At 61.1% G+C, this 12468-nt stretch carries 10 protein-coding genes; 4 read left to right on the plus strand and 6 right to left on the minus strand.

The features are described 5' to 3' along the window. Positions 1-18: 18 nt before the first annotated feature. The 3 genes from CSQ93_RS19440 (at position 19) to CSQ93_RS19450 (ending at position 3960) form a co-directional block, all read left to right on the plus strand. The gene (locus CSQ93_RS19440; RefSeq protein WP_099379447.1) at positions 19-1347 is read left to right on the plus strand and encodes an MFS transporter; all 1329 of its coding nucleotides are present in this window, start codon (positions 19-21) and stop codon (positions 1345-1347) included. Positions 1348-1361: 14 nt separating this feature from the next. Continuing rightward, the gene (locus CSQ93_RS19445) at positions 1362-2495 is read left to right on the plus strand and encodes an ABC transporter ATP-binding protein (RefSeq protein ID WP_099379448.1); all 1134 of its coding nucleotides are present in this window, start codon (positions 1362-1364) and stop codon (positions 2493-2495) included. A 160-nt stretch (positions 2496-2655) separates the two neighbouring features. Next, complete coding sequence (locus tag CSQ93_RS19450) at positions 2656-3960, plus strand: hypothetical protein (protein WP_099379449.1); 1305 nt, start codon at positions 2656-2658, stop codon at positions 3958-3960. Between the two features lie 122 nt (positions 3961-4082). Here the strand turns inward: CSQ93_RS19450 and CSQ93_RS19455 are convergent, their stop codons facing one another. Together CSQ93_RS19455 and CSQ93_RS19460 are read right to left on the minus strand one after the other, a co-directional pair. Next, complete coding sequence (locus tag CSQ93_RS19455) at positions 4083-5204, minus strand: acyltransferase family protein (RefSeq protein ID WP_099379450.1); 1122 nt, start codon at positions 5202-5204, stop codon at positions 4083-4085. A gap of 188 nt (positions 5205-5392) precedes the next feature. Continuing rightward, positions 5393-8056 (minus strand): TonB-dependent receptor, encoded by a 2664-nt coding sequence (locus tag CSQ93_RS19460; RefSeq protein WP_099379451.1) that lies wholly within the window; start codon positions 8054-8056, stop codon positions 5393-5395. A gap of 388 nt (positions 8057-8444) precedes the next feature. Here CSQ93_RS19460 and CSQ93_RS19465 point away from each other — a divergent pair, with 388 nt between their 5' ends. After that, the gene (locus CSQ93_RS19465) at positions 8445-9185 is read left to right on the plus strand and encodes a GntR family transcriptional regulator (RefSeq protein WP_077400572.1); all 741 of its coding nucleotides are present in this window, start codon (positions 8445-8447) and stop codon (positions 9183-9185) included. 193 nt (positions 9186-9378) lie between these two features. On the opposite strand, the gene CSQ93_RS19470 is transcribed toward CSQ93_RS19465, so the two are convergent. From CSQ93_RS19470 to CSQ93_RS19485, 4 genes are all read right to left on the minus strand, one after another. Beyond that, positions 9379-10842 carry a nitrilase-related carbon-nitrogen hydrolase gene (locus CSQ93_RS19470; RefSeq protein ID WP_099379452.1) on the minus strand — a complete coding sequence of 488 codons (1464 nt, stop codon included), beginning with the start codon at positions 10840-10842 and terminating at the stop codon, positions 9379-9381. After that, on the minus strand, positions 10839-11657 hold the full coding sequence (locus tag CSQ93_RS19475; protein WP_099379547.1) for an AraC family transcriptional regulator: 819 nt from the start codon (positions 11655-11657) through the stop codon (positions 10839-10841). Before CSQ93_RS19475 ends, CSQ93_RS19470 begins: the two co-directional genes overlap by 4 nt. A 78-nt stretch (positions 11658-11735) precedes the next feature. Then, complete coding sequence (locus CSQ93_RS19480) at positions 11736-11972, minus strand: CBS domain-containing protein (RefSeq protein ID WP_233516263.1); 237 nt, start codon at positions 11970-11972, stop codon at positions 11736-11738. Positions 11973-12025: 53 nt separating this feature from the next. Then, on the minus strand, positions 12026-12361 hold the full coding sequence (locus CSQ93_RS19485; protein WP_029496213.1) for a DUF3579 domain-containing protein: 336 nt from the start codon (positions 12359-12361) through the stop codon (positions 12026-12028). Between the last annotated feature and the right edge of the window lie 107 nt (positions 12362-12468).

Consider the following 12468-nt stretch of genomic DNA (forward strand, 5'->3'; position numbering starts at 1 on the left):
CTCGATAAGGAAGCCTCCATGCACGACCAGCGCATCAGCATCAGCAAGAAAGCACGCAGTCCGATTTCCTGGGTGCCCACCTTGTACTTCGCCCAGGGCCTGCCGTTCTACGCCGTGGCCCTGGTGGCCGGCCTGATGTTCAAGAGCATGGGCGTGCCGAACGACCAGATCGCCCGCTGGACGGGCCTGATCGGCTTTGCCTGGGTCTTCAAGTCGCTGTGGAGTCCCTTCCTGGAGCTGGCGTCGAGCAAGAAGACCATGGTGGTGCTATTCCAGTTCCTCGGTGGCCTGAGCCTGGGTCTGATAGCGCTGGCCCTGCAAACGCCGCTGTGGTTTGCCGCCTGCATCGCCGTGCTGTTCGTCGCCGCGCTGGCCTCGTCGACGCACGACATCGTGTGCGACGGCCTGTATATTGCCAGCCTGTCGGACAAGCAGCAGGCGGCCTACGCGGGCTGGCAAGGCGCCTTCTTCAACGCGGGCAAATTCATCTCGCTGGGCGGCCTGGTGATCCTGGCCGGCTACCTGGAGAAAAAAATCGGCATCAAGCCTGCCTGGTCGGTGATCTTCCTGATCATCGGCGCCATGATGCTGTCGCTGGCCGCCTACCACCTGTGGGCCCTGCCGCAGGTGCGCAACGCGGCCGTGGCCGACAAGAGCGTGGCTGGCATCAGTCGCACCCTGTGGGACGTGCTGGTCGATTTCCTGAAAAAACCCGGCATCTGGGGCATGATCGCCTTCATCATCCTGTTCCGCGCCGGCGAGGCGCAAGTGCAGACCATCGGCCCGCTGTTCCTGCGCGAAGCGCGCGAACTGGGCGGCCTGGGCCTGTCGACGACGGAAGTGGGCGCCGTGTACGGCACGGCCGGCACCGTCGCGTTCCTGCTGGGCAGCATCGGCGGCGGCTACTTCACGTCGTGGCTGGGCCTGAAGCGCGCCATGTTCTTTCTGATCCTGGCCATGAACTTGCCAAACCTGGTGTTCTATTACCTGAGCCACAGCATGCCGACCGACCTGACCCTGATCACGGCCGCGCTCAGCGTGGAGATGTTCGGTTACGGCTTCGGCTTCGTCGGCCTCATCCTGTTCATGATGCAAGTGGTTTCCGTCGGCAAATACCAGACGGCCCACTATGCGTTCGCCACCGGCGTGATGCAGCTCGGCTTCGTGCTGTTCAAGATGATCAGTGGCGACATCCAGACGGCGCTCGGCTACAAGACCTTTTTCCTGTGGGTGCTGGTGTCGGCCGTGCCCGTCCTGATCCTGTCGCGCTTCATGCGCATCGGCCCCAAGGATACCTCCGACCAATCTGACGCCGGCGCCACGTCCGCGCCGGCCAGCGCAAGCTAGGAATCGCACAGTCCATGGCACATATCGCATTAAAGAACATCGTCAAGCTGTATGACGACAAGCACCCCGTCATCCACGGCATCGACCTCGATATCCGCGACGGCGAATTCGTCGTCTTCGTGGGGCCATCCGGTTGCGGAAAATCAACCCTGCTGCGCATGATCGCCGGGCTGGAAGACATCACGGATGGCGAGCTGCATATCGGCGGCAAGCTGGCCAACGATATCGCGCCGGCCGAGCGGGGCCTGGCCATGGTCTTCCAGAGCTACGCCCTGTATCCGCACATGACGGTGTACGAAAACATGGCCTTCGCACTGAGCCTGGCGGGGCACAAGAAGGCCGAGGTGCGCGCCGCCGTCGAGCGCGCGGCCGAGATCCTGCAGATCACGCCTTTGCTCAAGCGCAAGCCGAAGGACCTGTCAGGCGGCCAGCGCCAGCGCGTGGCCATCGGCCGCGCCATCGTGCGCAAACCCAAGGTGTTCCTGTTCGACGAACCGTTGTCGAACCTCGATGCTTCCTTGCGCGTACAGATGCGCGTGGAGATTTCGCGCCTGCACCAGGAACTGAAAACCACCATGATCTACGTCACGCACGACCAGGTCGAGGCGATGACCCTGGGCGAGCGCATCGTCGTCTTCAACGGCGGACGCATCGAGCAGGTAGGCAGTCCGCACGAGTTGTATAACAATCCCGGCAACTTGTTCGTGGCCGGCTTCCTCGGCGCGCCAAAGATGAACTTCGTCGCTTGCGAGGCCATCGCCAGCGGCCCCGGCTCGGTGGCCGTGCGCCTGCCCGGCGGCGCCGTCATCGACGTCGAAGCGCAGGGGCAGAACGTGGCGCCGGGCGACCAGCTGACCCTGGGCGTGCGCGCCGAGCATGTCAGCCTGCGGCACGCGAACGATGCAGGCGACAACGTCGTCGACGCGGCCGTCAGCCATGTCGAATACCTGGGCGACGTGGCCATCGTGTACGCCAGCATGCCAGCTGTGGCCGAGATGCTGTCCGTCAAGCTGCCGGCCGAGGAAGGCTTGCGCCAGGCGGGCGACGCCATGCGCCTGCATCTGCCGGCGCAGCGCTGCCTGCTGTTCGATGCCAAAGGGCAAGCCCTGGCGCGCACGTTTGCCGCACCCGCTCAGCCGTTTATGTGACAATAGCCGCTCTGTATCATGCCGCTTCTGTTTGACTTATGCAGGCAGACTGGCAGAATGATGTTTTTTCGAGCTTCCTTGCCCCTCTGGCAATGCCAATGCACGACGTTGCGGCTGCCAGTGCAGGTGCGTATTTTTGTTATTGATTGAAGGATAACCCATGTCCCAATTCCGTCTTGCCCGTCTTAGCCTGCTCCTGGCCGCCATCGGCCTCAATGTCCTGCCATCCCTGTCGCACGCGCAGGATGCCAAGCCAGCCGCCGCTGCTGCCGCTCCGGCCGACTCGGTGCGCCCTGAAGTGTTCAAGCTGCTCGATCCGACCGCCGTGAAGGCATCGATGGATGCCAAGAACTACGCCGACGTGCAAAGCCGCATCGACCAGGCTGCCGCCATTCCGGCCCTGACGCCGTATGAAACGTTCGTGCTGAACCGCCTGCGCGTGGCGCTGGCCTCGACCACCAACAATGCGCCGATGGCCATGACGGCGCTGGAAGCGGTGATCGAATCGGGCAAGCTGGACAAGAAATCGGAAGGCGACTTCATCCAGGCACTGGCGAACTACCACTACAACGCCAAGGATTACCCGAACGCCATCAAATGGTTCACCCGTTACCAGACGGCAACGGGCGACGTGGCCACCGTGCGTCCTTACATCATCCGCTCCTATTACTTCAGCAATGATTTCGCGCGCGCCAAGCAGGAACTGATGGCCGACGTGACGGCCAAGCAGCAAGCGGGCAAGACGCCGAGCATCGAAGAGCTGCAATTGCTGGCCAACACGGGTTCGAAAAGCAAGGATCCAGCCACCTACCTGATCGCCATGGAAAACCTGGTGCGCTATTACCCGTCGGACGACTACTGGAGCGACCTGCTGGGCCGCCTGCAAGGCAAGGCCGGCTATTCGGACCGCTTCGCGCTGGACGTGCTGCGCCTGCAATTCAAGGCCGTCGACACCATGCCGCCACAGGACTACAGCGACATGGCTGAAATCGCCTTGCAGAATGCCTTCCCGACGGAAGCGAAAAAAGTCCTCGACGCCGGCTTTGCCAAAGGCGTGCTGGGCACGGGCGCAAATGCCGCCAAGCACAAGAAACTGCGCGACCAGGCCAGCAAGGCTGCCGCCGACGATGCGAAAAACATCGCCAGCGGCGAAGCCTCGGCCATGAAGAGCAAGGATGGCACGGGCTTGATCAACCTCGGTTACGCCTTCGTGACGATGGACCAGTTCGACAAAGGTATCGACCTGATCCAGAAAGGCATCGCCAAGGGCGGCCTGAAGCGCGTTGAGGATGCCAAGCTGCGCCTCGGCTATTCCTACGCCATGGCCGGCAAGAAAGACGACGCCATCAAGGTCCTGGAAACGGTCAAGGGCGGCGACGGCGTGGGCGACCTGGCCCGCTACTGGATCCTGTGGCTGAACCGTCCTGCCACGGCAGCGGCAGCACCGGCAGCAGCGGCGCAGTAATTCCCGCTCCCGGCAGCACACGCAAAGCGGTTCCCGGCTCAGGCCGGGGCTGCTTTTTTTTCGACCTTTTTCACCCATCCGTCCCGCTGCCGTGTCCACGCGGCGCAGTTTGATGTGGCGTGTCAAACCTTGATGTAGATCTTGCGCTTGTCCATGCCGTAGGCGATCAGCCAGCACAGCAACATGAAGCTGATGGCAAACAGCATGGACCCCACGCGCGCCGGCGCCCAGCCCGTAAACCACTGCTGGTACAGCCACTGGTACAGGTTGCCGCTGCCGATACGCACGGTAAACGCGATGATCACCAGTACTTCCGACACCAGGTAGATAAACAGGGTGTTCTTGCCGAAGACTTCAAAGAAGTAGGTCCAGCCCGTCATTTGACGTACGTCAATGATGAACATCAGCAGCGCCAGCAGCAGCAAGTCCAGGCCGATGCCCAGCATCACGTAAGAGCTGGTCCACAGCTTCTTGTTGATCGGAAACACTTCATTCCAGCACAGGGCCACCGCCACGCAAATGGCGCCGGCCACGGCCAGCTGATACAGGCTCGAACGCAATTGCGCCGGCGCCGCCTGGCGCAGGAAACTGCCCGCCAGATAGCCGGCGATCACATTGACAATAGCCGGCAAGGTGCCGAGGATGCCTTCCGGATCGAAGGCGATGCCTTCGCCGTGGTACAAATGGCTGTCGCCCAGCAGGATCAGGTCCAGCTTGGCCGGCGCGTTGCCGTGCAGGCTGTAATCGCCCCAGGTCGCCAGGATGGCCCAGTAGCCGAGCAAGGCGCAGGCACTGAACACCAGCGCGCCGCGCGTCTTCCAGTAATGCAGGATCAGGGCGGCGGCCAGGTAGCACACGGCGATGCGCTGCAGCACGCCGGGGATGCGCGTGTGCGACAGCGGCGACCAGGCGAACTGGCCCGCATCGTCAAGCTTGAAGAAGGGAAACCAGTACAGCAGGAAGCCCAGCAGAAAAATCAGCGCGCTGCGCTTGCACAGCTTGGCCAGCACGGCGCCATGGCCCAGGTGCTCATATTTCCCCAGCGCAAAGGCCAGCGCATTGCCGACGACAAACAAAAAGCTGGGGAAAACCAGGTCCGTCAGGGTAAAACCATGCCATTCGGCATGCAGGAACGGGGCATACACGCTGCCCCAGTCGCCGGGCGTATTGACGACGATCATCAGGGCCACGGTCAGGCCGCGCAGGACGTCGAGGGCAAGATAGCGTTGAGGTGCAATAGTCATAATGATGCCATGTAAAAAGATTGATACCCGACCGCTGCTGGCAGACGGGCGGTACTGCTGCTGGGGAACAATGACGGAAACAGCTCACCCACTCAGCAAAAAAGGCAAGGCCCTGATGCAGGGACTTGCCTTGAAAAGACCGAGGAAGACCAAGCCTGGTGCATGTGCGCCAGGCCGGGTCGTCTTGCTTACAGCTTGCCGCGCAAGCCCAGGTAGAAGGTGCGGCCGTTGCTGTAAAACGCGCGTGGCTGTTCCTTGTTTTCGGCGTACATCTTGATGGTTTCATTGGTCAGGTTAAGCGCATCGAACGTGATCGTGAAGTTCTCATTGATCTTGTAGTTGAGCGAACCAGCCAAAGAACTGCTGTCGTCGACGTGCTGGCTGGCGCCACGATCCACGCCGGCCTTGTAAGCCGAACGATAGTTGTAGGCCAGGCGCGCGCTAAAACCATGGGCTTCGTAGAAAGCGGTCAGGTTATAGGTATTTTTCGACGCGTTCAGCAGTTCGCTGCCATCATTCAACTTGCCGTCGGCGTAGGTGTAGTTGGCCAGGATGCCGAAATCACCCAGCACCGGTTGCTGATAACTCAACTCGACACCCTTGTTCTTACCCTTGGTATTGAAAGACTCGGTAATTTGATATAGGTTGTTTGCGCCGACCTTGGTGTTGAAATAGGTCGCATTGACGTTGCGTTGCGCCACGATCGAGTTCAAATCCATATAGAAAATACCGGCCGACACCGCCGATTTCGGCGCGAAATACCACTCTGCACTGACTTCGGCGTTGTTCGAACGCACTGGGTTGAGGTTCACATTCCCCTTGGTACCGCTGATGGTATCGTCATTCAGCGCAACCGCGCCACCCAATGCGCTATAGTCAGGACGCGCGATGGTCTTGGCCAGAGCTGCCCGCACGACGATATCGCGGTTGACATCAAACTTGATGTTGGCGCTAGGCAGGAAGTCATTGTAGCTGCGCTCGTAGGTGTTTTGCGAGTAAGCACCAAATGCCGTGGAGAGCGGACCGCCGCTGGAGTTGACCGTCGTCGTTTGCTTGGTATGCACGGCACGCACGCCGAAGTTACCACTCCAGTTATCGCCGGCCACATTGGCCATGCCATACACAGCCTGGGTTTTTTCTTGCAGTTTGAACTCATCCTTCCAGTTATGGCGCACCGCGGGGTCTACATTGCGGTTGCCTGGCACTGCCCCCCAATTGGCCAGCGCCTGGCCATCGTAAAGGAAGTAATTGCTTGGCAGGTTTCCACCCAAATTATTACCATAATTGCCTGGGAACATGGTGCCATTCCATACCGGTCCTGGATTGATAAAACCTAGCTTGCCAGGGCCTGCTTCATACGGGTGCTCGGCGCTACGTTTATGATCGGTGAGCCGTGCGCCAAACTTGATGGAATCCCAGATACCGCTCGACAGGCGCAATTCGCCATCGATCTGCGTGTAGAGTTCTTTGTCAACCGATTGCGATTCGCCGCCGCCGATCCAGCCGGTTCCCTGTGGCGAGCTGATATTACCACCTGGATAAGAAACGGAGGCCGGGCTCATGCCATTGAGTGCGTACGCCATGCCGCCATTGACATTGTTTTGATAATAAACATCGTCGCGGTCGTAACCCACGCCGTGGGTCTTGCCCAGTTTCCCGGTAAAGGTCAGATCTTTGCTCGCGCGATATTTAAAATTGAAATCGAGATAGTACGTCTCGCCGCCGGCATCCGGACGGTATGCGTTATCAACTTCGCCAGCATTGGAGGCGAACGTAGCAGAGACCAAGGTACCGTTCTTGACGGTGTAATTCGTCGGAACAAGGTTCGATCGATCTGATCGGACCGAATTGCCTGGCGCTGCCAGGAAGTTGGTATTCTGGTTAGGCGCCTTCAACTGGGAATAGAAGCCGTTAAAGTCCAGGGTCAAGTCTTTGTTAGGCTTGAATTCGACGTCAAACGCGCCGCCTTCGCGGGTCTTCTTTTGGGTGAAATAGCTCGCGCCAATAAACGTAGGCACCCGCACGCCGACCAAGGACGGATCAGCTTTGGCTGCCGCACTATCCGCGGTAATGCTGGTGTAGCCCAGGATTTCCTGGCCATCGCGGCGTACCGACGTCTTTTGCGAGAAACCCTGCACCATGATGCCCAAGGTATTCGTATCATTTTTCCAGTTCACCAAACCGGAAAATTGAGGTTCTGTTTTGCTGGACAGGTCATTGTAGACAGCCTGGATCGAACCTTCGGCCGTGAGCTGGTTCTTGAATTCCAGCGGACGGCGCGTAATCACATCGATCGCACCGGACACGCCGCCTTCCACCAAATCAGCGGTGGCGCTCTTTTTCACCACTACCGAGCTCACCAGTTCGGAAGGTAGCAAGGAGAAGCTGCTGCTGCGGCCGACGTTGCCGCCGTATTGATTCAAGACAAACCAGTCGCCTGTGCTGATGGCATGGCCATTGAACAGGGTTTGCTGCAAGCTTGGGCTGGTACCGCGCAGGCTGACGCGGTCGTTTTCACCGAAGCCGCCTTCACCACCGGCCGACGATTGGGTATTCACACCTGGCAGGCGCTGGATCGCGTCAGCCACGTTACGGTCTGGCATCTTGCCTATATCTTCGGCGGTGATCACTTCCACCACGGAATCCGCATTGCGTTTTTGCTTCAGCGACTTTTCCAGCGAGGCACGCACGCCGGTCACCGTCACGGTAGCAACGTCATCGGCGGCTGCTTCCTGCGCCTGTGCCGAAAAAGCCAGGCCGGCGACCATCACGGCAACGGCCGCAGCGATCGGCGTACGGCTACGCGATCCGGATTTCACGACGGCAGTTGCAGGTGTCAAATTGCGTTTCATGTACTCCCCCTTGATTTAGGCTCCAGGATTGGAACCTTTTCATTTTTAATGTAGGTCTTCTTTCCAGCCCGCCCATTCTCGCCGGCATGCTGCAGACCCTTCGGCACAACCACTTACAAAACCAATTCAACGCCAATATACTACTATCCAATACCAGAACACTACCAGTTGCAACTTTTTTTTTATAACGTTGTTTGAATCACACAGACCACTTTATCCAAATCAATCTGTAGCCCGTATGAGCAGGCTAAATACCTGCGAGGCCAGGCATAAATTGCTGGCCTGATAATTCAAATTGGTTTTATAACGGCCTTTTTTGGTATTATCCAGCGACACAAAACAGATACAGAGCGCGTCTGCAACGCGCCGTAACGGAGACCCTCAGCGTATGACAACCCTGGCTCACATCATGCAAGGCCTGGGGCAGACGAGTAGCCTGCCCCTGTACCAGCAACTGCAGCGCGCGCTGCGCGAAGCGATCGACAAGCGCATCCTCGGCCCCGAGGAAGCCTTGCCGGCCGAGCGACAGCTGGCCAGCGACCTGTCCGTCTCGCGCATCACCGTGCGCAAGGCCATCGATGGCCTCGTCAACGAGGGCTTGCTGGTGCGGCGCCCCGGCTCGGGCAATTTCATCAATACGCGCATCGAGAAAAATTTCGCCAAGCTGACCTCGTTTTCCGAGGACATGCGGGCGCGCGGACGCACGCCGCGCAGCGTGTGGCTCAAGCGCGCAGAGGGCACCGTCACGCCGGAAGAGGCCTTGCGCCTGCGGCTGTCGCCGGGCGCGCCCGTGTACCGTTTCCACCGCATCCGCTATGCGGACGAGGTGCCGATGTGCCTGGAGTACGCGACCATCGTCGCCAGTTGCCTGCCAGACCTCGACGCCGTCGATATCTCCATGTATGACGCGCTGGAACAGGCGGGCAACCGGCCCGTGCGCGCCTTGCAGCGCCTCAGCGCCTTGTTGTTGACGGGGGAGCAGGCCAGCCTGTTGCAGGCGGAGGAAGGTGACGCGGGCTTGTCGGTGGAAAGACTGGGCTTTTTGCGCGATGGCCGCGCCGTGGAATTTTGCCGCTCCTACTTCCGCGGCGATATGTATGACTTCGTGGCCGAATTAAGTACCAATTAATACCAGCTGCCCGAATTTCTCAATACCAGATAACACCACTTATTGCAGTGCAATATATATGCCGGTATCGCGCCGAATATATGCACGGCAATGGTGCAATCATCGGCGGCGATTATGTTGCTATGTACGGAGAATATAAAGGAAGGCCGTGCGATACGGTTTTGCGCATTGCAGCAAAACGTGGCGTGATGCGTCAGGCCGCGGACGCGGCGCGGCGGCCCATGCATAGCAAAATCACGCCCAGCGCCACGCACAGCCAGCCGAACAGCGGCCCCAGCCATCCAGCCGAAGGGGAGGCAGACCGGTGCGCCGGCAGCGGCGCCAGCAAGGTGCTGCCCGGCATGGCACTGCTGGCCCGCTCCGCCAGCACGCGTCCATACGCGTCGCTGACCGTCAGCATCCCCTCGCGCGCCGCGCGCAGCACGGCATAGCCGTTTTCCACGCCGCGCATGACGGTCATGCGCGCGCCCATCCAGGCGTCCAGCTGGAAATCCCAGGCCGGCACCAGCATCGCCTGCGCCCCGGCCGCGCCATACGCCTGCCCCAGGGGCGCGAAATGCATGTCCTTGCAGATGGCCAGGCCCATGGTCTGCCCCGCCACCAGCTGCACGGCGTACGCGCTGCCAGCAAGAAACTCGCGCTCGGGCGGCGCCAGATGATGTTTCTGATAGCTGACGGGCGCGGTGCCATCGGGCGCGAACAGCCAGGCCAGGTTGCGCCGGCCGGCAGCGTCCTGCACGCCTAGCCCCAAGGTGATCCACGCGCCCGTGCTACGCGCCAGCGCCTGGAAACGCTGCCGCACGGCGTCCGCCTGCGCGGGTTCCAGCACGGCTATCTTTTCCGGCAGCAGCACCAGCGTGGCGCCCTGTCCGGCCAGCGCTTCGACGTGGCGCGCGTACTGGTCCCAGATGGCTTGCGCGCGCGCCGGCGGCGTGGCCGGGCCGATAAAGTCATCGATGGCCACCAGTCCCGCCAGCGGCCCGGAAGGAGTCGGGGTACCGTGCACCCGCCAGGCGCCACCGGCGAACGCGGCCGCCAGCAGCAACACGGTCACGCCCGCCACTGGCGCATACACACGGCCACCGGCCAGCAACAGGGCCAGCGCGGATGGCGCCAGGCACAACATGAACAGCAGGCCAGGCACGCCCGCCAGGGCCGCCAGCTGCAGCACGGCAAGGTTATCCGCTTGCGAATACGCGAGGCTGCCCCAGTTGCCGTCCGGCAGCAAGGCCGCCATCAGCGTATCGATAGCCACCCACAGCACGGGATACACCAGCACCGTCCAGCTTGCCCGGTAGCGCAGCACGAGGCGCCGCGTGGCCAGCACCACCAGCAGCCATAGCAGTGCCTTGACGGCGATCGCGGCCAGCACGGCCGGCAAGGGCATGAGCAGGCGGAAATAGTCAACGTTCGATGACAGGCCCAGCATGGCAGCCAGGAACGTCATCCAGGCCGCATCGCGGGGCGACGAGCGCAGGGCCAGCCACAGCACGGGCAGCGGCGCGCACCAGGCCAGCGCGCCCAGCGGCTGCGGCCCCAGCACCCAGTACAGGGGCAGGCCCGCCGCCAGCGCCGCGGCGATTTGCAACAGGCGCTGGCGCAGCGCGGTGCCGCCCGCAAACAGGATCGGCGCAGACAAGGTATTGAGCATGGTCATGCTTTCAAGGGGAGCCAGATTTCCACGCCGCCGCTACCGCTGACGGGGTCGAACTGCTGGTCGTAGCGTTCAAAATCGGGCGCGTCGGCCACTTCCAGGCCCGACTGGGGCAACCATTCGTTCCACACCGTGTGCCAGGTGGCGCGGATGGTGGAAATGTGGCCGCGGTGGTGAAACACGGCATAGCGCCGCGGCGCGATGCGCAGCCGCATCCAGCCCTCGGGGGCCTGGGAAAAGTCGCTCACCGGCATCGCGCACAGGTAATCGAAATTGCCCGTATCGTCATTATTGCAGCACACGCCATACAGCACCTGACCGGGCGCCGCATGGGGCAGGAAGCGCTGCCACAGGGCGGGGATGCCGGCAACCGTTTCTGCGCGATAACGTTCGACGAGGCCCGCCAGCAGCAAGGCGGGACCCTGCTCGAAACGGGGCGCTTCCAGGGCCACGCCCGGCGCCACATCCAGTTTGATGGCGTCCACCAGCGCGAGGTTGGCGACGTGGCGCTGGGCCCGCACCTTTTCCGGCGTGAGCTGGAACTGCTCGCGGAAGGCCCGCGTAAATGCCTCGTGGGAACTGTAGCCGGCCTGCAGGGCGACGGCGAGGATGTCTTGCGCGCCCTGCGCCAGCGCGCGGGCCGCCTCGCTGAGCCGGCGCGCCCGCACATAGCGCATCACGGAGTGGCCCGTGGCCAGGCCAAACGCGCGCGTCAGGTGACACGGCGAGGCGCCGCCCACGTGGGCGATATCGCCGAGCGAGATATTCTCCGCATAATGCGATTCGATATACCAGAGTGCCTTGGCCAGATAGTGCATGCGCGCTTCCCGTTGAACGAGCAGCGACTGTAGCATTTTCGGGTGACGGGGATTTGACTGAAATTGCGCAATACGGGCTTATTTTCTAGTGCGCTTTTCGTACACCAGCTGGCCGCTGCTGATACGGGCCAGTTCGGCCATCTCCTGGGCCAGGAAGGCGAGCAGGTCGTCGAGGCTGACGACGCCGGAACGCGCGCCCAGATTGTTGACCACGGGCAGACGGCGGATGCCGTTGACGCGCATGCGTTCGATGGTGTCGTAGACGTCTTCGTCTTCGTCTTCGTCTTCGCTGGCCGTCAGCAGTTGCGCGCTCATGATGTCTCCCACCAGCAGGCTGGCAGGTTTGAGGCACATCAATGAAACGGGTCTTACTTTTCTTCGGGAGGCGGCAGGAAGCAGGCTTCGACAATTTGCAGGTCGTTATCCTTGGCAAATTCGCGCACGAAGTGAAACGCCATCGGCTCGATCTCGCGCAACTTGGTGTTGACCACCACCGACTTGACGCCATTGACGACGGTCGGGCGCACGTACGGCGAATACTGGAGGTGCGCGTTGCGCCCGCCACCTTCGGGATTGAAACAGGACATCACTCCACAAAGGCGCTCGGCCCAATCGCTGGGTCGGAATTGCTTGCCATTGCTGGTGAGACCAAGGATGAAGAACTCGTCTGAGAGTTCCCCTGTTTTTTGAGATAACTCGGCCATGTGGCTTGTCGGGACTGGATTGCGTGAATGGCCCCGGCGGGTAAGCCGGGCTGGTAATTCAACTACGTTTGCTGCGGTAAGCCAGTATTATATCTTATAGAAGACTT

Source organism: Janthinobacterium sp. BJB426, from assembly GCF_002735705.1.
Taxonomy (GTDB): Bacteria; Pseudomonadota; Gammaproteobacteria; order Burkholderiales; family Burkholderiaceae_D; genus Janthinobacterium.